This is a genomic window from Nitrosomonas sp. Nm33 (genome assembly GCF_900107265.1).
In the GTDB taxonomy this organism is placed as follows: Bacteria; Pseudomonadota; Gammaproteobacteria; order Burkholderiales; family Nitrosomonadaceae; genus Nitrosomonas.
This window is the reverse complement of the sequence record NZ_FNPJ01000002.1, coordinates 46,858-72,878: the sequence shown is the minus strand read 5'-3', so window position 1 is coordinate 72,878 and position 26,021 is coordinate 46,858. Positions and strand designations below refer to the sequence as shown.

Genomic DNA, 26,021 nt, shown 5'->3' with positions numbered 1-26,021 from the left:
TTATGCTTGCCCACCGTTAGCAATCCAATCTTCCATTGCCTTAAGCGAGTCTAGTGCAGGCTTATTGTTTAACTTTATGCCATCTTCCACCGCAAAGGCAAGCGCCTGTTCTTCCAGACCATAAGCACGGTGGATACGCGCCCAATAGTCAGACAGCGCGTTGATGGACGGCTTGAGAAATCCGGCTTCTTTGTAATCACACTTCACCGGCTGCTCGAAGGCATTAGCAAGCGAAATGGGTTGATCGGAAAAGCTGACAATGGCGAAATCCGTTAGATTATGTGCGGCAAAAGATTGCTGTTTGGCTGAAGGTACAACAGTAGCAAGTAGATGGAATATATGCCGGGCGATATCCAATGCACGTTGGCGCGATTCAGCAGTTTCTGCCGCCTTGATGTTATCGATCAATCCCAAGTTCACTTGTAACTGTTTCAGGTTCAGGCTGGCATAGCGATAGAATACGCCGGAGGAAAATTGCTGGGTATCCAAATGTCCCGCTCCGGTTTCGCCTGCGTCAATCGTCAAATCATCCACGGCGGTGAACCAATCGACGTCTTGCGGTTCGACAGCGTGTGTAGTGATGGCATGAGCGACAGCGAGTGCGCCATCAACTGATGTCATCAGCCCTGAAGTTGCCATGCGTCCGGATAGGACAATATCTAATGCAGAGGCCATCGCTCTACGAACTGAATCTATTTTTTCCTGAACTGCTTTAACACGTTTCTTTGTTAAGGCATCGTCAATGAATTCCTGCTCGGATTTCTTTTTCTTGCCTTTACCCTTTGGTTCTTTCTGCTTTGCTGCTTTTTCCTTGGCTTTGCTTACTTCCTCTTCGGTCAAGGAAGTATCCTTGACGATACCACAAAGAACTTTAATTTCTTCCAGTACCCAAGGAGCAACCGCAAGTTTTTTGCTCTTGCCATCATCACTGGCACCCTCCCCTTGTTCATCTGTGTCATCACTTTCATCATCTGCGATTTTTGTTCTAACAAACAATTCCATTGTTTTTTCGATCAAATCATGATCAAACTCATCACGTAGCTTTTCAACGAACAACGGAATCAGTTTCTCGAGTTCGCGAGTACGTATGGATGCAGGACCGAAATTATCTTCATAGTAGCTGCTTTTGCGCATCCAATGTTTCTGTGATTGACTGGAAACCCTCACCCGGTTTACTCCGCCAAACACAGCTGTTTTCTGCATGTTCATGTCGTCGCGATTCAAACAGGACGGGCTGTGGGAAATCAATACATGGAAGTTGACGAAATTCTTGGCGATCATTTTTTATCTCCTTTAGCGGGGTTAAAGCGGGCAATGTAATAATCTTCGATAAGTTGACGTTTGGCTCTATCATTCCTATACCAATACCAGACCATGCGACCAAACTCTGACCAATCCACTGTAGGTTCCACATGCGCCAGAAGCCGTCGCAACTGCACCATATCGAGCGGCGCATGAGCGCGAGCCACTTGTAAAACACGCGCTTCGGCGACATTAGCTTCAGCTAATTGCGCGCCCAGTGATTTGGCTTTGGCCGCGTGTTTACAGCATGGCAACAAGAAAGCCAGACACAAGTGGCGATCATCCGGCTTTTGTCCAGGGAAAAGCCGGTAGAGCGCAGGCGTAAGTGCAATATCATCTGGCTCGGCGGTACGACGTAGCTCGGCGCGCGCGCCTGTTGGAAAACTTTCATTGTCGTAACGCATTTTCAACGCGACAAAATCTGGCAATTCGGCACTCATGCTTCCTCCATTAGTTTTTTAAGATCGTTATTTAGGCTACGCCTTGCCCATGCGATGACCGGAATCAATTCTGGCCTCATCAAGTAAGGATTAGTGAGTTCTTCGAAAATGGCACAGCAATGTTCTGCAAGTCGCTTCGCGAAAATCGAGTAAGCGGTTGCCCATTCTCTAAATGTAAGATCGTTAGAAAATGTCTCGTGAATTAAACTTTCTGTTCGTGCGTAGAACATCTTTTCAGCGATTTCATGGATGGCTACACCAATGCCCTTCAGCCTTTTTTCCTTGCTCCCCTGAGCTGCAGAGTAGAGTTTGCCACGTAAAGCTTTCTTTGCTTCATTGCCAATTTCAACCAGTTTAGATAAGCGGCCTTGGTCATGCCAACCTTGCGCCAAACTTATCATTTCATGGCGACGTTCCAGCACCGATGCCTGCTTGGTTCGATAGCCACCTATCAGCAAATGCAATTCGCTATCACCAAGCTCATTGGCTTGGGTAATTGGTCCGGCTGGAACAGATCCTTCTTTGACGTTCTCGTCGTTTATGCTTCTGGGTACAAGAAACTCGGACAACTGTGTCCATGCTGGAGCAGTCGTAGTAAAGCTAGCAAATTTTTCCTCCCGCTTTTTCTCAGATTCACCTTTTTCTGGATCTCCCTTTTTAATTGAAATTGCCATTGCTCCATGTGGATGCGGCCAGACGCCTTTAACAGTAAAGCTGAACTTCTCACAACGAAAACCGGTGTACACTGGAGCAGCCTCACCACCAAGCACATCACAGGGGACAACCATTTTTGATTTCACCAACTCTATCTGGGCCGGCTGCCAGAATAACCCGCGCATAAGGCCTATTTCGTTCCAAGGAATAGTTGAACCCTCCAAGATTGGTTTAATCCAGGTGGGCTGATCGTACTCAAAACCCGGTATAGCTATTTGTCGTTTTGCTATATGAGGCCGCGTCAGTACATTGCGCCAAACCATTTCACGTAAATTATTTCCATACACCAGCGTGGTAATGGGTGCCCCCCCGCGCAAACTACCTTTGAATCCACCGCCGAAACTTGGGCAATTAGAAGCCTGATTAAATAACGTGATTGCAGCAAGTGTTCCGGATAAGTTGCGCACTTCGCCCGCTTCGTTGAAGAAAGCATGGTTGTTGCCTTCCGGTAATCCAATCAGCAATTTCTGAATAGGAGTATTTTCAGCAGCCTTTACTCCTCGTGACTGCATGAACGGCTGGGTTGAGTGGTCGAGGTCGAACCAGTCATGGCAGGGCTTAATACCGGCAGCAAATTCATCTGGCGATAGCGGACTCTTCAGTCGCTTTTGCCATGTTGGGTTATCCTCTGGCAGAAACATGACTTGCGTCATGCACACCAACAATTGCACACAGGCCAGTTCTAGGTCGTCACGCGGCAGGTTGACTTGCCAGTTGCCCGGCTCGCACAAAAGCTGCTGATAGGTCAGCAAATGAAAAGCTCCTGTACCACCATTGGCACGTACAGGAATCCATGGGTCTTTAAGTAGATTCATCGTTAATCCCCTCCAATCCAAAATCTTCCGAATAGCGAAATTTTCCACCTGTCGCCAACCAGCCGCCATGCTCGTCAGCGCACATTTCTAATTGCCGGTAGCCCGCCAAGTTGCCTTCCTTTTCAAGGCGGCAGTCTTTTAGCCACTTCTCCCAACTGGCAGGTACGGGCGTAGCGTGCAGGTTAAGCGTTTCCGCGAGATCACGCTCGTTTAATGCACTTAACACTTGTCCATTCAACAAACGCTTATCAGGTTGGATAGGCAAAACCGTTAAGCTCATTTCGCCGTCACGGGTAAGTCCAGTAACTTGTGCTTCCTCATCGCGGAATGCTTTTGCTGTCATCGTGATAAGCTGCAATGCATTCGCCTCGCGAGTACGCTGCATCACACTGAATTCGTCGTACCCTAATGCAATTTTTTCTGGTTCGTTAATCCAATCATCGCGCTGATAGACTTGCTCGATCCAATCTCTATAAGCCTCTGGGAAAACAATCTTGCTCGCGCCAGCAAGCAATTGCTCGGTGCGCCACAGCACTCGAGTATTACCGTAAATGAGTTTGTGTAGCCCATAATCTTCACCCTCTACTGACAGCACAGTACATCTAGGTAACTCAAATCCGGCAGGGCGGCTTTCACGCCGGTGACGATGCAAACGGCCAAGCCGCTGGAACAGTAAATCCACCGGACAGATCTGCGTAAGCATCCAGTCGAAATCCAGATCAAGACTTTGCTCAACCACTTGCGTGGCTACAAGGATGCGACCTTTGTCACGCTCGGCATTGCGTCCGTAGTGTGCAAGCGTAGCAGTTTCCTTTTTCTGCCTGTCCATGAAGCGGTAGCGCGCATGGAACACATCCACATCAATTGTGGTTTTGCCGCGCAGTTTGCGGGCAAGTTGCTGGGCATCATCCACCAAATTCATCACCACAGCCACCTTTGCGCCGGACTCAGCAGCGGCGATGATGCGCCCCATCACATCATCATTCGGGATTGCGCCGGGAAGTTTGATGCACTCGGTTATCACCTCACGCCGTTCCGGGCGGTGTTCGTCAGGCACAGTGGTACATAATGCATTATTTTGTGTGGCGTGCCACAATGCAGGATATGACGCTTTTTCCACCCCGCAGGATTCCCATGCCTCCAGCAATTTTGTACGTATACTTACAGGTAATGTGGCAGACAGCAGGATTGCACTTCCGCCAGTAGATCTTTGACGGCGCAATACTTCGCCGAGCAATCCATTCATGTAAGCATCATAGGCATGAACTTCATCCACAATGAGCACAGATTTATTTAAGCCAAAGCCACGCACAAATTTGTGCCGCACTGGCAGCACAGACAACAACACTTGATCCACCGTGCAGACACCTATTTGACCGAGAAATACACGCTTGCGGCTACTGGCAAGCCAAGCAGCACATTGAACAGATGCTTCTTCTTTACCTTGAGCAGTTCTCCGCTGTCCGGCAATCACCATGCGGCCAAATTCAGAATTCAATTTGCTTTTGCCATGGGCCAGTACCACATTGGCATTACCAAACACCTTTTCAGCAAAAACCTCGACACGGGTAAGCATGGCGTTGGCTGTAGCTTGTGTCGGCAGCGCAAATACGATTGAATTTGCCATACCTTGATCCAGTAACCGCCAAGCATAAGCCAGTGCAGCTTCGGTTTTACCGCTACCGGTAGGTGCCTCAATTAGTGTTAAGCCGGGAATGGTTGGTAAATTATCCACTTGCACCTGAACGCCACGCGGTGATTCTTCTGGCATGAGCAAATCACTTACGCCTTTGTAGCCCACTACTTTTACAACTAGGCCAAAGTGATGCAACACATCGCCTGCTTGGATTTTTTCTACCCTTGCGACAAAGTAATCGGTCAATACAGTAACAGGCTTTTGATACTCGAATACATCGGTATTGGAGCCTATCCAGTCGCACACAGCACAGAAACCGGCCAGCAAATGTTGTGCGCTCGGTGAGGTAAATGGAAGCGAATCCTGAAAACCAAGTCCCTCAGGTGTGAGAAAAATATTGGCCAATGCAAAAATAAATCCCTGGCGCGCATTGCGGTCATGAGCAATGATCGCGGCATCAGCCTCTGGCGCATAAATTTTCGTCGGCTCGCAAAAATCTCCGTGATGTCCAGTTACAGCAGCCAGCCAAGGTTTCCATATCTCCCAAATTTCGCAGTCTGCATTATCATGGCTGACCCACTGCCGATATTCCTGATTCGCCCAAGCCATGCCCGCCCAACCATGATCGAAACCTGTGATGTCTCTTGCTGAAACTCCGTGATCTTCCTTACCGAGCGGTCGCCATGCGGCAGCAAGCGCATTCGGAGCCTTTAGCTGAAATCGCAGGTCAAATTTTCCAAGATCGTGCAAAGCTATAAAAAAGAGAATCCATGCACGTAACTTGTTTTGCTGAATTTGAGTGCAACCAAAAGCAGCAAGAAAAGTTCGTTGTATGGTCGGATCAGTATCCCACCATGCTGCAGCAACCGAAGCTACATCCAAGCAGTGATAAGGTAGCGGATGCCACTTCTGTTCATCCGGATAATTAGGATCTGCCTTACCCCAGTAATTAAAAATCGTATTTCCTGACTGTTCCATTATTTTTAAATCGAAGTGTAATCGGATTTTCTAGGATTATAGATTTATGACAGGCTCAAAACCTGACCTTACCCTCACTGTATTTTTCCATCGCTGCTTGCAGCCGCTTAATAACTTCCTGCCGTAATGCGGCGGGTTCCAATACTTCTACGCCGTCACCGTGTTTCAGAATATCCATTACGAGTTCTTTGCTATCAGCATAGGGGATGCGCAGTTCATAGCTGCCATCGGGTAACAGCTTGCCTTGTTGCTGGGGGTGCCATTGTTCATCGGCTACCCAGCGGGCGCGTTCGGCAGAAAAAAGCAGCACGGCGATTTCTTTGGGCTGGCCAGCAAAAATGCCGTAACTGGAGGCAAAATGGGCATCGAGTTCGGCATCATCGAATTCGAGCGCGGCCTGATCGAGTGGCCAGCTTGCGCGGATGCGGTCAACGGCGAAGCTGCGTAGCGCATTGCGCTTATGGCAGTAAGCATCCAGATACCAGTTGTCGCGATAATGGGTGAGGCGCTGAGGTGAAACCTCACGCTGGCTGGTCTGGTCATTGCTGCGGCTGTGATAGTGAATATGCAGACGCTTCCTTTGCAGCAAGGCACTGGCTACCGACTGGAAATGCTCGCTGGATGTGTTTCTGGCTGTCATCCGTAGGATACGGATGCGTTTGGCGATTTCACCTTTGTTGAGCTGGGCAGTGGCCAGAATTTTTTCGAGGCGATTTTTTATCGGCTTGAGATGGTCATCCAGTAAACCAGGTTGGGTTTGCTCCAGTAATTGCTGCACGGTTAACAGTGCATACAGTTCATTGGCATTAAACCAGAGTCCCGGCAATTCAAAAACTTCTCCCTGCCGGGTATCGTAAAAATAGCCATTACGCTCTCGGTCATATTGTAATGGTGCATTAAAGTACAGCCGCAATTCGTCAATCATACGCTTGACCGTAGCGGTTGAGCATTCGAGCTTTTCTTCGAGTACTCTCCGTGAGATGGGGTAGCGCGCGGAGGAAAATATTTGATGTGATTTGTAAATACGCTGCAGGTGATCCATTCTGTTTTTTTATTATTACAGCATAATCTAATCCATACACGAATCAACTTGTTCTCGCGCTTTGCCGAGATTTTATCCTGTTACACGGAAAAGCCAGGGAATTTCAAGATAGGCTATCATCATACTAATTCTAAGCGAATGTATCATCCAATTGTCATTTTACAAAGCTTGTCATCGACTCAGACCGGTGTGGCTGGAATCTGGTAATTTCCATAGTGAATATCCATCCGTTTTCACGGTTATGACGTGAAATGGTTCGGTGTTTATAGACACGCACAGGTGAGCCACAGACAGTAAATACCGTAAGGAGAAGCTGGCAAAGGCAGGTTGGATTTAGAAATGGAATGAGCGGTTCGACAGGCTCACCGCGAACGGTAAAGAACGGTAAAGAGTTGAATGAGCGATTCGACAGTTCGATAAGCTCTCTGCTCACTGCGAGCGGAAAAGGTTTTACTGGAACGATCTACTCGTTTTTATGAATTAATTCAGATTATCCACAAATTCCGTGGATAAGGTTGTGGGTAACTGCTTTATGTCACAGGAAAGTAATGTTTATTCCGGGTGCTTCAAAAAGAAGCTAAAGAGTTTGTAATTCTGGCCGAAAATAAATAAAAAAACCTTACCTTGATACTCCTCATTAACCCGGAGAGTTAGCTCAATCACTCCCCGGGTTTTTTATCTCATCTAACAAATCAATTGAATCTGAACTGATTTACTGATTCTCCCTCGCAGTTAATCGCTTATGCCCCAGGGTATAACCGGGGGGTCATGTCAGTAGTCAGACGTGCTCTTCTCAATTTCATCTTTCTCTTTTAGATACTCTTCGGCGGTGATCTTACCTGCCTTGAAGTCCTCTCCCAGCTTATCCAACTGCTCCTTGCTCTTGTTCCCGTAGGCAGCACCACCGGCGCCGCCCAGCGCCCCACAGCCCAGGAGCGAGCCGAGCGCCAGCAATATAACAATCAATCTGAATAGGTCGCGCATGCTGATTTCCTCCTCCATGAGTGAGATGTCGTTCAGGTGAGCACGGCTTCAACCGTTAAATGAGTACATTCTGAGCACATTCGCTTTCTGTCGCTCGACTTCCGGTTCTGCCCCACTAACTGACACCAGCCGATCATCACTTGTAATTAGGAAAATAAATGCTCTATTTGTTAATCTTTGATACTTCAATAGCTTATTCCATTTCCAAATCAAATCTGACTTTGTCGGTTTCTCCACCGTATTTATACTGTCTGCGGCTCGTTCTTGCGTCATATTTGATTTGAATATGGTGTTAAAAGCTTATCGAGATGCGCTGACCAATAAAATACGTGCAAATACTTAGCGCCTAGTGCCTGGCATAGGCGAGAAATAAGCAATAAGGATTGATCGAATGAGATAGTGCTGCTATGAAGCTGAAACAGGTTCTGATTTTATTTACTTCAAGATGCTTCAAAAAGAAGCTAAAGGGTTTGTAATTCTGGCCAAAAAATAAAAAAACCTTACCTTGGTGTTCCTCACTAACCCGGAGAGTTGGATCAATCACTCTCCGGGTTTTTTTATCTTATCTAGCAAATCATTTGAATCTGAGTTGATTTACTGATTCTCCCTCGTGGTTGATGCCGCTTGTGTGCTAGCTATTTACTGCTCAAAATTTCATTAATTTGTTAAAGCCACACAAATCTGTGGAAATTTCTCAGATTTATATCTGTTCTGCGCAAGAACCCTCCAGGATATAACCAGAGGTTATGTCAGTAGACAAGCGAGCCCTTCTCGATCTGCTCTTTCTGCTTTAGATACTCTTCGCGGGTGATCTTACCTGCCTTGAAGTCCTCTGCCAGCTTATCCAGCCGCTCCTTAGTCTTGTACTCGTAGGCACCACCGGCTGCACCGGCGCCGACCAGCGCTGCACAGCCCGGGAGTGAGCCGAGCGCCAGCAGTATAACAATCAATCTGAATAGGTCACGCATGCTGATTTTCTCCTTCATGAATGAGTATTGTTCAGGTGAGCACGGCTTCAACCGTGAGAATGAGCACATTCGCTTTCTGTCGCTCGACTTCTGGTTCTGCTTCACTAACCGCCACCAGTCAATCATCACCTGTAAATTAGGAAAATAAATGCTCTATTTGTTAATCTTTGATGCTCAATAGCTTATCACAAGATACACTGATTAATAAAATACCTATAAATACTTAACGCCTGACACTTGGCGTTGGTAAGAAATAAGCAACAAAGATTGATCGAGTGAGATAGCGCTGCTATGAAGCTGAAGCAGGTTCTGATTTTATTTACCTCGGGGTGCTTCAAAAAGGGGCTAAAAAGTATAAATATAATGAACCTAATTCCATTTCCAAATCAAATATGACGCGAAGGCAAGCCGCAGACAGTATGAATACGGCGGAAAAGCCGACAAAGTCAGGTTTGATTTAGAAATGGAATAATAGATCATTCTTGTATAACGCTTACCAAAGCGCCGTTCGGACTGAGCTGTGAGCAGCGAATGGTTCGACAGGCTCACCACGAACGATTCGACAGTTCAACAAACTCACTGCTCACCGCGAGCGTGAGAGGGTTTACTGGAACGATCTACGAGGTTAATTGAAATGTTCTCAAGGAGTCGTTGATGAATCTCCGAGCACCAAGTATCGTGCAAGCCAGCGAATTCAGCTGTTAGGCCGCAGCAGATGAAATTCTCTTCTCATTTCTGCGAAGGTCATCTTCCTATTGCCTTTGTCTTCAGCGCTCCCGGGGAAGAAGAAAAACGTAAAGGGAAGCCTGTTGCCGGGGAGAGCGGAGCAAATCTGGAAGCAGCTTTGGTTCATCTACACTCCGCTCAGCCAACACTATTCTCATCCTTGCATCGCTACGACTATCGAATCACCAATAGTTTCGCCGAGCCGATCGCGGTTGCACTCGGTCATGGCAAGTCAGAGGCAGATAACAGAGAAATACAAAAGCCGCAAAATGTCCAGCGAGTACTGAGTGAGTTGGAGGGTTGTAATCTCGTCATCTTGTGCGGTAACAAGGCAAGAGTGCTTTCCCAGGCTATCCGAGAATCTGGCAAAACAATCATCGAAGTTCCGCATATTGGCAATAAGGGATTAAATAGCAAATTCAAAATATCCAACCAGATTAGATCGGCCTCGTCGTTCGATCGCCGGCAATATCGTATTAAGTTATGGGCCGAGGCTATATTGCAGGCTATTGCGCGCGAAAATGCAACTTGAACCTGGATTCCTCGCGGCAACATACCGAAACTTACACATTGGCAGCGCGATCGACAGCAAAGTTCAACCTCTATTGCGAGCAAAAAACCTCCGTTTGTCGAGGTGGTTAACACCTTGCACTGCGGCATTAATCAAGGAGAAGTTCCGGCGGAGATGATCGTGTCTTATATCAGTATGATTGATACGCCGACCACTGTTATCGAATCGCGCTGATTGGGTGATTCGATCACTCGTCAATCAAGCTGAATATCCATAAACAAGGGTGCGTGATCAGATGCTTTGGGGTTGTCTTCACCAACATGGGGAAATCTTTGGCCAGAATAGCGCTCTGCCCGATAAGGCAACCCCATTCTCATAACTTGCGGGGAAGAGGGGTTATGGTTGGCCAGCGATGAAGACAACAGAAGATAATCCAGCTGGCGATACTCGTTACCGCCCGCATAGAAATGCGTCCATTGTTCATCTTTGGGAAGTCGATCTATCACATTTACCAGACCCTCATGGGCAAGCAGGACGTGAAGCGAGGTGTCATGACTTGGGTAATCGTTAAGATCACCAAGGACAATATAGTTACCTTCATAACCTGTTTCATGCCATTGCTCGGATATTACTTCTGCTACCCGTTGAGCTTGCTCTACCCTTTTTACTCTGGTTGCATCGCGCCCACCTACCATAGATTTGAAATGATTCACAAAAAGGGTCAGCTCTTTGCCATCAATATCAATATGAACTTCCAGGCAGTCACGTGAGAAAAGTGATGCGGTGTTAGCTGCATTTCTCTCGTGCCGGTATGACCTAATCGATGTTAATGGATATCTGCTTAGCAACGCAACATCAATTCCCCTTGGATCATGGCTATCGATCACGACGCGATGTTTATAGCGCAATCCACCCAGATATCTTAAGTTAAAACGATCTAAAACTGGCAGGCTTTCCACTTCCTGTAATGCGATGACGTCAGCATTGACTTCTCGAATCGCTTGGGCAGTAATCTGCTTTGCAGTTTCGTCATAGTTCTCAAATGCGAGATTATTGATGGTAAACCCATCGTCCTCCCTCGGGTTAAAGTTATTTCGGAATCTATAGCGGGCAAAGAGATTTTCGCAGTTGAATGTCGCAATTCTCATCATTTTTCCTTATCCCCTGATAAAGATTTATGGGCTTTAACGCTAGAGAAAGATTAGGTTTCTCAAATAATTGAGATTATTCTGTACAACATTCGAAGCGGATTAGAAGCAACGGTCAAACCAATTCAGCTTTGTTACATGATGATGCTAAAAGATAACAAATAGGCAGGCAATAATGCATCTGCATACAATTGTTATCCATGAGTTCTAGGAGCATCGAAAAAAATGGTCCTCTAATCCGCATGCTAGATTTTATTATCCACAATTTCCGTGGATAAGGTTGTGGGTAATTACTTTATGTCATGGAAAGGTAATATTTATTTCAGATGCTGCAAAAAGATGCTAAAACTTTTGCAGCCCAGATTGATACAAAATTTGTAAATGCTCTTTGGACAGAATCCGCTTGTCATAGTAGCAGGTTTATTGAACAGTCGAAGGTGAGCAGATTTGCTTCCCTTTCACCCTTCGACAGGCTCAGGGCGAACGGCATGAGAACAAGCAAAGTCATGATACCTCAGGTCAATCACCAAGCATCATCGTTTCCTTTTTTTACCTGCTCTAGCTCTTGATTCACTATTTTTTACCGCTACTCATTCTCCTTACCCAAACCCGTTCGCCCTGAGCCTGTCGAAGGGTGAACGGTACGGGAGCAAGCAAGGCGTGATACTTCTGTCCAATCCCCTCGCATCATTGCTTCTTTCTTTTTACGACTCCAGCCTTTGATTTGCTGTTCAGCAGCGAGCGCTTCTTCGCGGGAGAAAAATTCTTGTGTGAACACTAATTCGACAGGCCTGCGCTTGAATGTGTAGCAGCTAGGAATAGCTCCTATCGTATGCTGATCGAGACGATTCTCTAAGTTATCAGTGTGACCAGTGTAATAACAGCCATCGGCACAGCGCAGTATATAAATCCAGAAGCCCATTAAATTACCTTATCCTTTCCATTAGCGCTGCCAGGATACCGAATACCGCTGTCGTTTACATTCGTCCTGAGAGGGAGATTCTTCCATTTTACTTATTCATTTACCGCAAACGTCCACTCCCGCCATTTCCCAAGCATTGGAAAATACAGCCCCAGACGAATAGGTCGTTGTTCCATTTGTTGCAGCAAAATGGCATAGCGTTCCAGTTGCGGGCGATAGCGCTGTTGCTCACTATCGAGAAAGGCTTCGATGTCTCTCCCCATGTGAGTACCTGTTTTATAATCGATGATCCAGCGTGTTCCCGTTGCATCGACAAAGGTTCTGTCCATGACAATATGATCGAGTCCTTCTTTGCGCATACCGCTTAATGCCCATTCACAACGCGCCTCGGCATGTTGCCTGCTCAGAATCCAACGGGCTCTTTCATCCTGCCATAACCTCTTAAGTGCAGCAGACAGTTGTGTTCGCGCCTGCTCAAAATGGCTCTGCGTGACACCTATTTGCAGCAGTAATGACTGACCAGCACGTTCAAAGCGGGACAAATCCTGCGGTGCAAAATGTTCGATACCGATACTGCCGACATGCTGCAGCAATCGATGGATCACTGTGCCAACCTGCCGGGCGGTTTCGCCCGCCCAATCAAATTCAATCGATTCTTCCGGGATGGAACAAGCCGCAGCAATAGCCACCTTGACCGTCTCAGGTGGCGCAGGCAGCTTCCAGTCGGTCGCCAGCCGGAATCGCTTGCTCGAGCGAAATGACGATTGCGTGACCACTTCTTGCGCAGCATTTTCTGCTGATTCTTTAGCCAGGGTGTTAGCATGCAGCAGAGCCTGGAAATGTGCTGCGGCAACCGGCCATAACCGCGCCAGCAAGGTATTTGCCGGTGGATCCTTGATTTCCCTGCTGTCAGATAGCACCGACTGATTCACATGCCCGAAGAGATGCAGTTGATGTTTGGCACGCGTGGCTGCAACGTACAGCAAACGACCATCTTCCCGATAGCCTTTTATTTGATCCAGTTGCCGTAGATAGGTAGTAATCGGATTGGCCTCATCGCCCACCGCATTGATCGGTGCGAGCAGCAATGCTGGCTGACCTGATTTAAATTGATGTTTCATCCAGTACAATAATCTGGCTTCATCATTTTTACCCTTATGACCAAGGCCCGGTAGGATCACCGTGTCAAACTCCAGCCCTTTTGCCTTATGAATGGTCATCAGTTGTAACGAACCATCAGCCGTTACATCCGGCAAAGCATAGAGTTGCCCCACATGCTCACTGAGGGTTTGAACATCCGGCGGTTGACCTGCTTCCTCCAGCTTTTCCAGCAACTGAAAATAAACTTCCGCATCATCTAGATCTGTTTCATCCGTCACGCAGGCAGGCCCGCCTAGCGCAAGCCAGGTCCCTTCCACATTTCTGCGCAACGAGCGTTTGACCTGCTGAAAGATCGCGCTCTCAAGAATAGGCAACACACGGCTAAGTCGCTGCTGACCATCTTCACTGAACTGCGCAAGCTGAGGTGGATGGCGCAGCAAGTCAATGATGGTTTTTTGCCAATCCTCACCCGCCAAGACATATAAATCCTGCAGAGTCAGTCCACACCAAGGTGCGCGCAATACTGCCAGCCAGGCTATGCGATCGCCATGGTGCAGCAAGGCACGGGTTAACGCGAGTAAGTCCTGAATCACGGGACGATGGGTGAGTTGTTCGATTTCGACCGCTTGAAAGGATAATCCTGCCTGCTTCAGTTGCACAATGATCTGCATAAGATGAGCACGGTTACGCACTAGAATGGCGGTAGTCCCATTCGGAAGCGCGTCTTTGGCCCGCTGCACTATGGACACAATCTGTTGCGCTTCAGCAAGATCATCGCGCTGCAGCGAGGGATAAAAAATCACTGCCTCTCTGTTTGAGTTTGCATGAAAGGCGACTGACGGCGCATAGGAAACGGCACCCAAAGTCATATCATCCTTCTCTGGCAAAATAAGAGGGAAATGCTGATTGATCCAGTCCACGATGCCTTGCTGAGAGCGGAAGTTGACCGATAAGCGCAGGAATTCCAGTGGAATCTGACCAAATGATCCATGATCGCGAATTTCGAGAAATAACCCGACCTCGGCTTGTCGGAATCGGTAAATGGATTGCATCGGATCACCCACCAGAAATAATGTGCGCCCATCGCTTGCTTGCCAGCCGGCGGTCAATCGTGTCAATAATTCAGCCTGATTGAATGAGGTATCCTGAAATTCATCTACCAGCAAATGCTGGATACGATAGTCCAGTGCCAGGGCTAAATCGGTCGGTGCCTCAGATTCTCCCAGCGCTTGAATTGCAGCCCGGGTCAGCGCTGGAAAATCGACCCGTCCCGTTTGCCGGAAAGTGATTTCCAGATATCCTGCTGCCAATCTAAGCAATTTGAATAATGCCTGCAGCGTTTCCCATTCTTCCTCTCTGTATTGATGTGCAGGCAATGCCGGGAGCTGAGCTAATTGCTGAATAAATTCACTTTCAGCCGCCAGTGTTTCCAGCAAAGCCTCCATGCGTTGCTTCATTGCTCGATAGCATGCCTGCTCTTCCCGGTTTTTTGTCTGAGTAGGCGAGGGAAAGCCTATATTTTTGGTAACCGTCTTGCGCAAACTGCCTTCTTTCGTCAGCAGCAAGGTGGCCAGTCCTTCCCATTGCACAAGATCAGCAATTTGCGGGCCTGGCAACGCTTGCATGTTCTGGCAATGAGTGATGGGAGAATTGCTCTCTGCACCTTCAAGCTGACTGGCAGCAAATCTTGCCAATGTGACCATTTCTTCCTTACACATTGCCGGAGCATGATTGGTCAACTCCCGCAAGGCATCGATCACGAGCTCAGCCAGCGCACCTTCTAGTTGGTCACGCATGAGTCCTGCATGATTGGGGTCGGCAAGATAAGGTAACCACTGATCGCGGCGCGCGAGCATGCTGGCAAGCAACTGCTGCAGTTTGTCCAGTTGGTTGTCCAGATGTTCAATCAGATGAGCAATGGCATGCGACCATTCATCTCCCGCTTCCACTGCCTCGATCGTTTGCCTGGCCGCCTGCTGGTAGAGTTCTGTTGCATTCTCAGCAATCGATGGCAAAGCACCTAATTTTGAAAGAATAGGCATTTGACTAACCAGTCTGGCACACAAAGAATCGATCGTCTGAATGCGCAAACGTGCAGGATTATCCAGTAGCTGCCAATCCTTGGCCCGATCATGCAGCAGCACACGCTGAGCCAGTTGCCAGGTTTGACGTGCATAGTGCTCTTGCGGCGCTGGTAAATTTTGGGCATCCAGCAATGCCTGCAAAATCCGTTGGCGCATTTCACTCGCTGCCTTGCGGGTAAAGGTAATCGCCACGATTTCTTCTGGCGAATCGACTCTTGCCAGCAGCACCAGGAATCGCTGGGTCAATAGGCCGGTTTTGCCTGAGCCAGCGGGTGCCTGGACAATAAAGGAATGTTGTGGATCAAGCGCCCGCAGCCGCTCAGCCTGATCAGCGACACTTTGCAGCGCCGTCATCCCTCACCCTCCCCTTCCTCGATATCCACCTCACCTAAGAGAGTCAATTCAGTGATACGGCATAACGACTGTAATGTGCAATAGGCGCAAGTGGCAGGATATCGCTTGGGATCAACTGCAGCTTCACCACGACAAAAACTGTCGCTCAGCCTTTCCAGAGTCACTTGCCAATGAGTCAGCAGTTGGGACCAGTTACCAATCTCACGGCTCTGGCTAAGTTTTTCGTATGATTTGACCTCAGGCAGGATCCCCTCCTCAATCGTAACCCCGCTGAATGCCATCTGCCCCGTTCGTAGCTGGGCAAAAGCTATTCCTGCGAGATCATCAGGAAAAATCAAGCTGTATAGCGGCAGTTGCGGCTCATCGGGACGATCGCCAAACCATTGACTGGCTTTAGCCTGGCCCGTTTTGTAATCTATGATCAGTTGACGGCTAGCGGCAATCTCATCGATGCGATCGATTTTAAGCTGAATACTGAGCGCTCCCACCGTCAATTCATATTTTTTTTCTCTGGCAATGACGCGAAAAGGTAAGCGCTTTTTTTCTAGCTCTAGCCACGTCGCTACCTGTCGATGCAAGCGCTTGATTTCCATATCGCGAAAATGTTGGTTAAATGTTTGCGGATAATGGGAAGCCATAGTGTTAATGACTTCTTGGACCTGATCCAATACCAGCTCACTCAACTCAGTATCCGGTAATGCTAACAGCTGTTCATATGAATCAAGTTTATCCCACACTTTCTCCATGATTCGGTGCAAAAGATTGCCTCGAGCCATGGCATTCAAGCCGATCTGGATCTGCCCAAGCGGCCGGGCACCTAACCGCAATTCTGCAAACGCGCGAAAAGGGCATGCTGCCTGCAGCTTAAAAATGTGACTGCCACCTTTGACCGCCGTCTGCTCCAAAATCGGAGCAGGATCGTGTAACAATTCACTCAACTGAGAGTTGTCATGAACGATCTCACGCCAGGAAGGCATGTTACTCTCTAACAGCGCATCTACTGCTAAAGAGGTGTAACCCTTGATCAAAGGACTGGCGCGTAGCTCCTCGTCACCATTACGCTGCGGATAACTCAGGATAACCTGATCAGCACTCGTTACAATGCGTTGCATGAGCAGCCGTGTCACCGATAACTCACGCTGCTCGCTCGAATGCGGCAATTCATGGTTGCGCTGTAACGGCAAAGGTATAAAAGGATTAGGCTGTGGCGATCCTGGCCAGATGCCGTCATGTAATCCTATCATCCATAAATAATCAAACTGGATACCATGGGCTTCAAGGGGTCCGAGTACCTGAACCGGGGCAACACCTGTCTGAGGTTGGAAAATGCGCTCTCTCGCCATCTGCCAGAGCTGACTCAACACATCAGACAATGAAATCTCTCCCGTTACCCAATCCAGCGTGGCCAATTCTGCTAACAATGCATGCCATGCTTCAACTGTCTGATATTCTTCACTCGATAAGGGATAACCCTCCAGCCAGCCAATCGTCTTGAGCAAGTGATCGAAATGCTGCACCCATTGCTCGGGATGCTCCTTACGTGAGCAGGTTTGCAGCCATACTTTCAGCATGCCTAACTTTTTCGCCAGCACCACACAGGCATAGCTGCGATTTGTTTGTGAAGCATGATAAGACAATGTGTCAATCGATACGCTGGGCTCCCCAATTTCACGCAATTGCACATCCAGCAAGGCGCGTGCACTCGACTCCTGCTCCCACCCGCCAATAAAAGGAGAATGAAGTAATTGGCTTATGTCTGACAAACTGATCGTGTGCTTCAACAGATCAAGTAGCTTCAATGCCGTCGTAACCAGTGGGAATGTAGTCAATGGCTTCCCGAGTGACATATTGTAGGGGCGTTCCTGCTGCTGATGTCCTGGATGGAAGACCGATGGCATCAGGATTTCATCCAATGCTTGCACGATGATCTCCCGCAGGGCAGACAGATTTGGCACGACTATTCCTATTTGTGCCGCGGGATTGTCTTCCAACCTCTGCCGAACCCAGCGCGCCATGAGCTTTGCTTCCTGCCGACGATCGGTACAGGCTAGCTGGCCAATCTGGCTGACTTTCGGTTTGAGTTGTAACCACTGCACGTGGCAGCCTGATCGATTCAATGTTTCCAGCAAAGCCAATTGCTGAGGATTCAGCTCATCAAAACCGATGAGTACTAATTCATCTGGCGGTAGTAATGTTCCCTGTTCAAAGTAATGCCGGAGCTTGTCTGGCAGGCAGCCAGGAGATAACCAACCCTTTTGCTGGCAGGTACGTTGAAATAGCAACTGCCATTTCCAGAATAATCTGCTGTCATCGTTATACTGGAAAATCGACTCGTTCTGCGGCAAATGCCATTCCCACAGTAATTGCCAGGCTTTTTGCACCTGCAAGGCAGCTTTACCCATCGGCTGGAATGGCAAATCTGCACTAAGCAGCTCTTGCCAAAGGGCGCGTTCCTGCTGCGGCGCGAGCAGTTGTCTGGCTTCAGAAATCTCTCCTGAGATCAATGCCTCCTCCCAGAGACGCTGTAACCAGCTATGCCACGGCAGAATATCCGGTGTCGACCACACTTTTGCCCCCTTACGGATCGCTGCCTGATCAAAATGCTGACGAAACACATGGGTCAAGCGCTGATTTCCGGTAATCAAGGTAATGCCCTGATTTAATTTAACGAGAATGTCCTCGCTATCCACCAGCTGTAGATCAAGTCGACATACTTTCATGCGCTCCAGATTACTCCTCTAGTACTCTTTCAGGCAAAAATTTACCTTCATGGGTTGACTGTTCATATCAGGTTGAAATAGGTAGAATTGTGAACCAGAAATACTTTTATTTAAAAGAGAAGAATATCAGGAGGACGAATGAATCAAAAATTAATCGGTAGTATGTTTCTTGCAATGACGTTGTTATGGTCTACTCAGGCGCTATCTGAGGAAGCAGACTCAGCAGAACCCCCTCAAGAAGCTTCTACACCGCAAGCAACCGAAGAAGCTTCTACACCGCAAGCAACCGAATCGTTGCCAAGCGGCTTGGGGTGGCGAGTTGTTCGCGTCATAGAGATAGGAAAGTCAGGTAAATTTGTGAATATGGTATTGGTAGATCTGGACAGAGAAATGGATAAAACGGTCTATAGCGCTGCAATTACTCAAATTTGTGGCAAAGCAACCGATTTCTGCCGGATAAGATTCTGGACTCAGGAACGCTTCGTACCGGAAAAAGTGTCTCCCACACCTGAGCAACTTAAAGTTCAGAAAGCTGAGTTCCTATTCAATAAAGCAGGCGGTATCCGCCAAACAACCTGGTCTTGCGATGTCAACCCTGATAAAACTCAGTGTGTGAAATATTGATACTAGACATTCCCCACATTGTTATTTCTAACATATGTGGGGTAACTATCGTCCAGCAGGATAATTGGCTGGCTAATTGACTAGCTTAGCCGATTATCAGATATGTATCGCGCGCTTATCTACTGCTAAAGCTGCTTCATGTAATACCTCAGATAACGAAGGATGGGCATGAATGATACGGGCAACATCTTCGCTACTGGCAGCAAATTCCATAGCAACCACGGCTTCTGCGATCATTTCAGAAACATAGGGGCCAATCATATGTATGCCCAGGATGCGGTCTGTGTCGGCATCAGCAAGCACCTTCACAAAGCCACTGGTTTCTCCCAGGGCACGTGCGCGCCCATTGGCCATAAATGGAAATTGCCCGGCGCGATAAGCAATACCGGCTGATTTAAGTTCCTGCTCGGTTTTTCCTACCCAAGCGATTTCCGGTGAGGTATAAATCACCCATGGAATGATATCCAGATTAACTTTGGCAGACTCATTAGCATGGCCTTGCTTAGCGGAAGCAATCATTTCTGCCACAGCCACGCCTTCTTCTGAAGCTTTATGTGCCAGCATGGGGCCTCTGACCACATCACCGACGGCATATACTTTTGGCAAATTGGAGCGGCAGTATTCATCGACCTCAATATAACCTCGTTCATTCGTTTTTAAACCAATCTCGTCAGCACCGAGGCCTGCTGTATTGGGACTTCTGCCAACCGCAACGATCAGTTTATCGATCTCCAATTTTTGCGAATCAACTTTGGCGTCAGCATAATCAACTACTATCTGCTGCTCTTCGACTTGGATCGACTTGATCTTGACCCCAGTCTGAATCACTAAACCGAGCTCACGCGTAAAGGTTTTTTGTGCTTCCTTTGCAATCTGTTCATCCGCGGCCATGAGAAAATTTGGCTGCGCTTCCAGCACGGTCACTTCCGAGCCCAGTCGGCGCCATACGCTCCCCATCTCCAGGCCAATGACTCCTGCGCCAATTACACCCAGACGTTTTGGTATCTCCGTTAGCGCCAGTGCGCCGCTATTATCCAGTATTCGATCATTATCTACCTTGATGAACGGCAATTGGCGGGGTGTTGAGCCGGTTGCAATGATGACGTATTCAGCCTGAATTTCTTCGATCTCAGTGCCATTCTTTACCTGAATTTTCCAGAGACCACTCTCTTGCTCCTGCTTAAGCAAAGTTCCACTACCATGCAAAGAAGTAACCTTATTCTTCTTGAACAGCATGGCAATACCACCGGTAAAGGCCTTCACAATTTTATTTTTGCGCGTAATCATCACGGGTACATCCATGGACAAACCTTCTAGATTGATGCCATGATCGATAAATTTATGCGCAGCACGGGCATAATTCTCGGAAGATTCCAGTAGCGCCTTGGATGGAATACAACCCACATTGAGACAAGTGCCTCCCAGACTCGCTACGCCTTGCTCATTTTTCCATTCATCAATACAAACGGTATTAAGGCCCAACTGGGCACAGCGGATAGCCGCCACATAACCGCCCGGACCTGCGCCAATTACAGCTACATCGAAAGATTTAGTCATGAATCACCTTATAAAAATGATTGGTTACAAACAAAGGAAAACTCGTCATTAGAAACTACCTTTTCAGCGACAGCGCCTCCAAACCGGCAATCTGTCAAAAAAGCATTTGAGGTTGATTCAATTAGAATGACAATTGCTGCTGATTGTCTATGCCAATTTCACTGATTTCCCTGACAGCCAGCACGAAATTTGCATCTTCATGTAGCGTTATCATTGATTGCGTATGGTGCCGTCCACGCATACGTGCTAACCGTGCCAGACTTGCAGCAGAAATTTCCCATTGCAATGTTTCCAGCAATTGGTCAGTAGCCTGGAAATCATTGCATACCAGTACCATATCGCAACCTGCATGTAATGCTGCCTCGGCACGCTCAGTAATGCTGCCATAACCTGCAGTACCCCGCATGCTCAAATCATCACTAAAGATACAACCATCAAACCTCAAGTCATCGCGTAAAATATTTTTTAGCCAGAAGCTGGAGAACCCAGCGGGACGCTTATCCATTTCCGGGTAGATCACATGGGCTGCCATGATACCTGCCATGCCAAAATCAATCATCTGACGAAATGGAATCAGATCATCCATCTCGATATCGGCAAAGGTACGATCATCTACAGCGATCTCAAAATGCGTATCTGCCCGACTATGCCCATGCCCGGGAAAATGCTTACCGATTGCACTCATTCCTCCTGATTTCAACCCCAGCATTAAACTATGCGCCAGCTCAGCAATGGCTTGAGGGATGCGATGGAAAGCGCGGTCACCAATCACACTACTTTGCCCATAATCGACATCAAGTACTGGGGTAAAACTCAAATCAACACCGCCTGCAGATAATTCAGCTGCCAGCACATAACCGGTTTGCTGTGCCAGATGACGTGCCTGGCGGGGATGACTGTCCCAGATCTTTCCCAACTCATGCATCGCGGGTAACCGGGTAAAATCTTTACGAAAACGTTGTACTCTGCCGCCTTCATGATCCACAGCGATGAGTAACGGTGGGGTCCTGAGTGCATGAATCTCGGCAGTCAATGCTGCCAACTGTTCAACGGACTCATAATTGCGGGTAAACAAGATGACGCCACCCGTAAGAGGATGAAGTAATCTTGCTTTATCTTCAACTGATAGCTGAGTGCTCGCGATATCGAGCATCACAGGACCCAGCGACATCACGCCTTCTCCAGGATCACAAAGGCACTGGCTAGATTCAATTCATCACTAAGGGAAAGGTGGTGACCAATGATTCCCTCACGCTTGATCAATTCAGCTAATTCGGGATGAAAGAGAAAATAGGGCTTACCAAGGGGGGTATGGGCAATCGTAATATTGCTTAATGTTACAGGATGTCGCAAGCCAGTACCCATTGCCTTGGAAAGAGCTTCCTTGGCTGCAAAGCGTCTTGCTAAAAACATCACGGGCTTGGCATCCTGGATATAATCAGGCCATTCATGCTCAGCTAACAATCTTCGCGCAAAGCGTTCACCATATTTTTCAAGCGATTGAGCAATACGGGAAGGCACAACGATATCTGTGCCGATTCCATAGATCATTGACTTGCTTCCTGGATGAGTTGCTTCATTTCCCTGACCGCTTGTGCTAGCCCAACGAATAATGCATGTGACACAATTGCATGTCCGATGTTTAGTTCTGAAAGACCTTGTATCGCTGCAATAGGTCGGGTATTTTGGTAATGCAGTCCATGACCAGCATTGACTTTTAATCCTCGACTGAGACCATAGGCAACAGCTGTGCAAATTTTTTCCAGCTCGCATTGTTGCGCATCGTTATTTTTGGCATCGGCATAATGACCTGTATGAATTTCGATTACCGGAGCACCCACTCTGGCTGCGGCATCTATCTGCTCACGCTCTGCATCAATGAATAACGATACGCGAATACCGGCATCCGCTAACTTACTACAAGCCTGTTTCACCTGTTCGAAATGCCGTACCACATCTAACCCTCCTTCCGTAGTCAGTTCCTCACGTCGTTCTGGAACTAGACACACATCTTGTGGTTTGATGCGGCATGCAAAGGCAATCATCTCTTCAGTCACTGCGCTTTCCAGATTCATTCGGATTTGAAGCCGCTCACGCAAAATTTCCACATCCCGATCCTGGATATGTCTTCGATCTTCACGCAAGTGGAGCGTAATAGCATCTGCCCCCGCAGATTCAGCAACCAACGCTGCTTCCACTGGACTTGGATAAACCGTCCCTCGCGCCTGGCGTAATGTCGCGATATGATCAATGTTAACACCCAAAGCAATCATGATTGTTAAGTACCTATAAACAAAAATTGAGAAGCTCACCAATCGCTTCTAACCAAATTCGTGAATGTGCTGTTTTATTAATCATTTAGATTCTTCAATCTCATTCATATCCCAAACTCTTCAATGCATTGATATCATCAGCCCAGCCACTTTTTACTTTGACCCATACTTCGAGATATACCTTGCCGCCAAACAATTTTTCCATATCTTGCCGCGCCTGGGTAGCAATCATTTTAAGTTTTTCGCCATTCTTGCCAATCACGATGGCTTTCTGATTGGATTTCTCCACTAGAATACAGGCAAAAATTCTGCGCAGATTTCCTTCTACAGTAAATTGATCTATGCGTACAGTAGTCGAGTAAGGAATCTCCTCGCCCATCAAACGAAATAATTTCTCACGTATCATCTCAGCTGCAAGAAAGCGCTCACTGCGATCACTAATTTCGTCTTCACCAAACAAAGGTGGGCTTTCAGGCAAATAAGGCCGGACCATATCAATTAGTTCAGGTAGCTGTATTCCGCTCGCCGCGCTGACTGGAATAATGCCAGCAAAACTAAATTTCTTAGTCATACTTTCTATGAATGGAAGTAATTGGGTTTTCTGTGCCAATTGATCTATCTTATTGATCACGAGGATGACTGGTCGATCGGCAGGCAGCAGTTTTAGCACCCCTTCGTCACGCTCATCAAATCGAATTGCTTCAATCACGAACAGGACGATATCGACTTCGCGTATGCTTTGAATAACCGCTCGATTCATCATCTGATTGAGTTGACTGCTATGGCGCGTCTGGAAACCAGGTGTATCTACGAAAATAAATTGAGATTGTTCATCGGTCAAAATACCATTGATCCGATGGCGTGTAGTCTGTGCCTTTCTAGAAGTAATGCTAATTTTTTGTTGGATCAAATGGTTAAGTAAAGTAGATTTACCGACATTAGGACGTCCAACAATGGCAACATAACCAGTTCTGAAATGAGGGGAAGCCATAAATAGGAGATTTAATGGAATATTTTCTGCTCTTATTTAATGCTATCTTGATATATCTTGAAGTCGTACATGATTTATCCCCTAAAATTAAGTTTATAAATAAAGGGTAATTTGAGGGGATAAGTACGAATAAAATGACTCAAACTCAAGAAGACTTTAAAAAAGTAAAGTTATAGACGCTCTCAGTAATCGAAGCATTTGGATCCATTAGCTATGAATGATCAATTCATATGCCTGTTTTGCAGCATCCTGCTCAGCCCTGCGGCGGCTTGTTCCTTCGCCTATAGTTCGCATATTAAGCTTTGGAATGACACATTCCACTTTAAATTTCTGCCGATGTGCTTCTCCGCTCGTAGCGATGACAGTATATTCCGGCAGGGCGGCCTTGCGACTCTGCAGATATTCCTGCAGCATCGTCTTGGGATCCTTACCCAAGGTTTCAAGATCTAAATTTTGTAATAATGGCTTGTAAAGATTGTTAACAAAATTTTCGACTTCAAGGAATCCCCCTTCCAGGTAAATGGCGCCTATCACCGCTTCCAGCGTGTTAGCAAGAATAGATGGGCGGTAATGTCCCCCACTTTTTCGTTCTCCTTCACCTAGCCTGATTAAATCACCTAATCTAAGTACCGATGCAAGCTCAAATAACGCATGTTGATTGACAAGATTAGCGCGTAGCCTTGATAAATTTCCTTCTGGTAACAGTGGAAACTGTCTGAACAGTAAGGCAGATACCGCACAATTCAATGCGCTATCTCCAAGGAACTCAAGGCGCTCATTATGCGGGTAACCAAAGCTGCGATGTGTTAATGCTTCTTGTAATAATTCCGGTTGCTTAAAAACATAGCCAATTTTGAGAAAGAAATCGCTTTGATTTTTTAATGGAAAGTTTTGTAGTCGGGGAGTATTTAAGCTATATGGGTTCATCGATTGCTTGCGGCAGTAAAATCAATATATAAAGAAATATTAGCAAATAAAGGTATTTTAACAGGATAGCTTACGCTCAAAACTGTTTGTCCGCCTACTTTACTAATTTGAATGTCGCGACTATTCACAGCGGTAATTTGATCGATAACTGCACGCTTACTGAACAATTGGCGTATTTCCCCTGGATGAGTATCCTGCAAGCTTGGGTCACTGGCTATGGCAACTAATGCCCGCTTAATTGCAGCATATTCTATGTAGGATGGAATCAATTTCATTCCTAGAAGAGCAGACATAACGATCACCGCTGACCAGATTAACAATCCAGAAAGACTGATACCTTGCTGTTTTCTTCTCATCATATGACGCATCTTCCCACTCCAAATTCCATTCTGCATTCACTATTTTATTGACAAGCCGATTCGACTTAAGTCACTAAAATTCCACCAAACCATAAATGCTTTTCCTACAATATTTTTCTCTGGAACAAATCCCCAATAGCGACTATCGCTACTACCATCACGATTATCACCTAACGTAAAATAATTTCCTTCCGGCACCTTACAAGTAAATCCCGTTTTATCGAAAGCACAATTCTCTCTGAAGGGAAAATAATGTATGCTGGATAACAGCATATTGGGCATTTCTTGATTGATCAGTATGTTATAGCTTTTATCGCCTATCAATTCCTTGAAACGCTGGGTGTATACATAAGCCAGTCCTGATTCAATATATTTATAATCTCCATCCAATTCCCTTTCCACTGGCACACCATTAATGCTGAGTTTCTTATTACGATAAGTAACAATGTCTCCAGGCAAACCAATCACTCGCTTAATATAATCTATCGAAGGGTCTTCCGGATAACGAAATACCATGACCTCTCCGCGTTTGGGGTGATTCATTTCAATGACCTTTTGATTGATAACGGGCAACCTGATCCCATAAGTAAACTTGTTTACCAGAATAAAATCTCCTACCAGTAAGGTGGGTATCATCGAGCCCGAAGGTATTTTGAAAGGTTCAACCAGAAAAGAACGAAGACAGAAAACGATCAGAATGATAGGAAAAAAACTTTTGGGATATTCCACCCACCACGGCTCTTCGATACCCTCTCCGCGCTTGCGTTTCAAAAAGAGAAAATCGAGCAACCAGATACTGCCAGTCACGATCAATAAGATGAATAATACTAAAGGAAAATTCATTT

Annotated in this window: 21 protein-coding genes; 2 read left to right on the top strand and 19 right to left on the bottom strand. The window is 46.9% G+C overall.

The window, feature by feature from the left end:
• The 7 genes from cas7e to BLV54_RS00810 form a co-directional block, all read right to left on the bottom strand.
• Positions 1-1,281: a type I-E CRISPR-associated protein Cas7/Cse4/CasC gene (cas7e, locus tag BLV54_RS00845; RefSeq protein ID WP_176969629.1), complete on the bottom strand. Its 1,281-nt coding sequence runs from the start codon at positions 1,279-1,281 to the stop codon at positions 1-3.
• The gene (gene casB / locus BLV54_RS00840; RefSeq protein ID WP_218132280.1) at positions 1,278-1,742 is read right to left on the bottom strand and encodes a type I-E CRISPR-associated protein Cse2/CasB; all 465 of its coding nucleotides are present in this window, start codon (positions 1,740-1,742) and stop codon (positions 1,278-1,280) included. Before casB ends, cas7e begins: the two co-directional genes overlap by 4 nt.
• Positions 1,739-3,271 carry a type I-E CRISPR-associated protein Cse1/CasA gene (casA, locus tag BLV54_RS00835; RefSeq protein ID WP_090566368.1) on the bottom strand — a complete coding sequence of 511 codons (1,533 nt, stop codon included), beginning with the start codon at positions 3,269-3,271 and terminating at the stop codon, positions 1,739-1,741. The genes casB and casA overlap by 4 nt, the downstream gene beginning before the upstream one ends.
• Positions 3,258-5,885, bottom strand: a complete 2,628-nt coding sequence (gene cas3 / locus BLV54_RS00830; protein ID WP_218132279.1) for a CRISPR-associated helicase/endonuclease Cas3 — start codon at positions 5,883-5,885, stop codon at positions 3,258-3,260. Before cas3 ends, casA begins: the two co-directional genes overlap by 14 nt.
• Before the next feature lie 55 nt (positions 5,886-5,940).
• Entirely contained in the window at positions 5,941-6,927 is a 987-nt protein-coding gene (locus tag BLV54_RS00825) for a helix-turn-helix transcriptional regulator (RefSeq protein ID WP_090566363.1), read from the bottom strand.
• Between the two features lie 771 nt (positions 6,928-7,698).
• The gene (locus BLV54_RS00820) at positions 7,699-7,911 is read right to left on the bottom strand and encodes a hypothetical protein (RefSeq protein ID WP_090566360.1); all 213 of its coding nucleotides are present in this window, start codon (positions 7,909-7,911) and stop codon (positions 7,699-7,701) included.
• 749 nt (positions 7,912-8,660) lie between these two features.
• Positions 8,661-8,879, bottom strand: a complete 219-nt coding sequence (locus BLV54_RS00810; protein WP_090566353.1) for a hypothetical protein — start codon at positions 8,877-8,879, stop codon at positions 8,661-8,663.
• A gap of 715 nt (positions 8,880-9,594) precedes the next feature.
• Between BLV54_RS00810 and BLV54_RS00805 the strand changes: the two genes are divergently transcribed.
• Positions 9,595-10,137 carry a uracil-DNA glycosylase family protein gene (locus tag BLV54_RS00805; protein WP_090566350.1) on the top strand — a complete coding sequence of 181 codons (543 nt, stop codon included), beginning with the start codon at positions 9,595-9,597 and terminating at the stop codon, positions 10,135-10,137.
• Between the two features lie 233 nt (positions 10,138-10,370).
• Here BLV54_RS00805 and BLV54_RS00800 read toward each other — a convergent pair whose 3' ends face one another.
• The 4 genes from BLV54_RS00800 to BLV54_RS00785 all read right to left on the bottom strand — a co-directional run bounded on the left by BLV54_RS00800 (position 10,371) and on the right by BLV54_RS00785 (position 18,445).
• Positions 10,371-11,267 carry an endonuclease/exonuclease/phosphatase family protein gene (locus BLV54_RS00800; RefSeq protein WP_090566348.1) on the bottom strand — a complete coding sequence of 299 codons (897 nt, stop codon included), beginning with the start codon at positions 11,265-11,267 and terminating at the stop codon, positions 10,371-10,373.
• Positions 11,268-11,850: 583 nt separating this feature from the next.
• Positions 11,851-12,186, bottom strand: a complete 336-nt coding sequence (locus BLV54_RS00795) for a GIY-YIG nuclease family protein (RefSeq protein WP_090566346.1) — start codon at positions 12,184-12,186, stop codon at positions 11,851-11,853.
• Between the two features lie 92 nt (positions 12,187-12,278).
• On the bottom strand, positions 12,279-15,725 hold the full coding sequence (locus BLV54_RS00790) for a UvrD-helicase domain-containing protein (protein WP_090566342.1): 3,447 nt from the start codon (positions 15,723-15,725) through the stop codon (positions 12,279-12,281).
• Positions 15,722-18,445, bottom strand: a complete 2,724-nt coding sequence (locus BLV54_RS00785; RefSeq protein ID WP_090566339.1) for a PD-(D/E)XK nuclease family protein — start codon at positions 18,443-18,445, stop codon at positions 15,722-15,724. The genes BLV54_RS00790 and BLV54_RS00785 overlap by 4 nt, the downstream gene beginning before the upstream one ends.
• 138 nt (positions 18,446-18,583) lie before the next feature.
• Between BLV54_RS00785 and BLV54_RS00780 the strand changes: the two genes are divergently transcribed.
• The gene (locus BLV54_RS00780) at positions 18,584-19,069 is read left to right on the top strand and encodes a hypothetical protein (protein WP_090566336.1); all 486 of its coding nucleotides are present in this window, start codon (positions 18,584-18,586) and stop codon (positions 19,067-19,069) included.
• Between the two features lie 96 nt (positions 19,070-19,165).
• Here BLV54_RS00780 and lpdA read toward each other — a convergent pair whose 3' ends face one another.
• The 8 genes from lpdA to lepB all read right to left on the bottom strand — a co-directional run bounded on the left by lpdA (position 19,166) and on the right by lepB (position 26,019).
• A complete protein-coding gene (gene lpdA, locus BLV54_RS00775; protein ID WP_090566332.1) occupies positions 19,166-20,626 on the bottom strand; it encodes a dihydrolipoyl dehydrogenase in 1,461 nt (486 codons plus the stop codon).
• A 121-nt stretch (positions 20,627-20,747) separates the two neighbouring features.
• Positions 20,748-21,797: a beta-N-acetylhexosaminidase gene (gene nagZ, locus BLV54_RS00770; RefSeq protein WP_090566329.1), complete on the bottom strand. Its 1,050-nt coding sequence runs from the start codon at positions 21,795-21,797 to the stop codon at positions 20,748-20,750.
• Positions 21,797-22,177 carry a holo-ACP synthase gene (gene acpS / locus BLV54_RS00765; RefSeq protein WP_090566326.1) on the bottom strand — a complete coding sequence of 127 codons (381 nt, stop codon included), beginning with the start codon at positions 22,175-22,177 and terminating at the stop codon, positions 21,797-21,799. Before acpS ends, nagZ begins: the two co-directional genes overlap by 1 nt.
• A complete protein-coding gene (gene pdxJ / locus BLV54_RS00760; protein WP_090566323.1) occupies positions 22,174-22,899 on the bottom strand; it encodes a pyridoxine 5'-phosphate synthase in 726 nt (241 codons plus the stop codon). Before pdxJ ends, acpS begins: the two co-directional genes overlap by 4 nt.
• Positions 22,900-22,999: 100 nt before the next feature.
• Positions 23,000-23,890, bottom strand: coding sequence for a GTPase Era (era, locus tag BLV54_RS00755; protein ID WP_090566320.1), 891 nt, complete (start codon positions 23,888-23,890; stop codon positions 23,000-23,002).
• Positions 23,891-24,097: 207 nt separating this feature from the next.
• A complete protein-coding gene (gene rnc, locus BLV54_RS00750; RefSeq protein WP_090566318.1) occupies positions 24,098-24,817 on the bottom strand; it encodes a ribonuclease III in 720 nt (239 codons plus the stop codon).
• Positions 24,814-25,176: a DUF4845 domain-containing protein gene (locus tag BLV54_RS00745; protein WP_256329006.1), complete on the bottom strand. Its 363-nt coding sequence runs from the start codon at positions 25,174-25,176 to the stop codon at positions 24,814-24,816. The genes rnc and BLV54_RS00745 overlap by 4 nt, the downstream gene beginning before the upstream one ends.
• 39 nt (positions 25,177-25,215) lie before the next feature.
• Positions 25,216-26,019 (bottom strand): signal peptidase I, encoded by an 804-nt coding sequence (gene lepB / locus BLV54_RS00740; protein WP_090566312.1) that lies wholly within the window; start codon positions 26,017-26,019, stop codon positions 25,216-25,218.
• Between the last annotated feature and the right edge of the window lie 2 nt (positions 26,020-26,021).

Coding starts and splice junctions, on each gene's coding strand:
- BLV54_RS00795 (WP_090566346.1), bottom strand. CDS start 12,186: ATGGGCTTCTGGATTTATATACTGCGCTGTGCCGATGGCTGTTATTAC.
- BLV54_RS00785 (WP_090566339.1), bottom strand. CDS start 18,445: ATGAAAGTATGTCGACTTGATCTACAGCTGGTGGATAGCGAGGACATT.
- rnc (WP_090566318.1), bottom strand. CDS start 24,817: ATGAACCCATATAGCTTAAATACTCCCCGACTACAAAACTTTCCATTA.
- acpS (WP_090566326.1), bottom strand. CDS start 22,177: ATGATCTATGGAATCGGCACAGATATCGTTGTGCCTTCCCGTATTGCT.
- casA (WP_090566368.1), bottom strand. CDS start 3,271: ATGAATCTACTTAAAGACCCATGGATTCCTGTACGTGCCAATGGTGGT.
- BLV54_RS00825 (WP_090566363.1), bottom strand. CDS start 6,927: ATGGATCACCTGCAGCGTATTTACAAATCACATCAAATATTTTCCTCC.
- lpdA (WP_090566332.1), bottom strand. CDS start 20,626: ATGACTAAATCTTTCGATGTAGCTGTAATTGGCGCAGGTCCGGGCGGT.
- lepB (WP_090566312.1), bottom strand. CDS start 26,019: ATGAATTTTCCTTTAGTATTATTCATCTTATTGATCGTGACTGGCAGT.
- BLV54_RS00805 (WP_090566350.1), top strand. CDS start 9,595: ATGAAATTCTCTTCTCATTTCTGCGAAGGTCATCTTCCTATTGCCTTT.
- BLV54_RS00820 (WP_090566360.1), bottom strand. CDS start 7,911: ATGCGCGACCTATTCAGATTGATTGTTATATTGCTGGCGCTCGGCTCG.
- casB (WP_218132280.1), bottom strand. CDS start 1,742: ATGAGTGCCGAATTGCCAGATTTTGTCGCGTTGAAAATGCGTTACGAC.
- pdxJ (WP_090566323.1), bottom strand. CDS start 22,899: ATGATTGCTTTGGGTGTTAACATTGATCATATCGCGACATTACGCCAG.
- era (WP_090566320.1), bottom strand. CDS start 23,890: ATGGCTTCCCCTCATTTCAGAACTGGTTATGTTGCCATTGTTGGACGT.
- BLV54_RS00780 (WP_090566336.1), top strand. CDS start 18,584: ATGAATCAAAAATTAATCGGTAGTATGTTTCTTGCAATGACGTTGTTA.
- nagZ (WP_090566329.1), bottom strand. CDS start 21,797: ATGTCGCTGGGTCCTGTGATGCTCGATATCGCGAGCACTCAGCTATCA.
- cas7e (WP_176969629.1), bottom strand. CDS start 1,281: ATGATCGCCAAGAATTTCGTCAACTTCCATGTATTGATTTCCCACAGC.
- BLV54_RS00810 (WP_090566353.1), bottom strand. CDS start 8,879: ATGCGTGACCTATTCAGATTGATTGTTATACTGCTGGCGCTCGGCTCA.
- BLV54_RS00745 (WP_256329006.1), bottom strand. CDS start 25,176: ATGATGAGAAGAAAACAGCAAGGTATCAGTCTTTCTGGATTGTTAATC.
- BLV54_RS00790 (WP_090566342.1), bottom strand. CDS start 15,725: ATGACGGCGCTGCAAAGTGTCGCTGATCAGGCTGAGCGGCTGCGGGCG.
- cas3 (WP_218132279.1), bottom strand. CDS start 5,885: ATGGAACAGTCAGGAAATACGATTTTTAATTACTGGGGTAAGGCAGAT.
- BLV54_RS00800 (WP_090566348.1), bottom strand. CDS start 11,267: ATGATGAGAATTGCGACATTCAACTGCGAAAATCTCTTTGCCCGCTAT.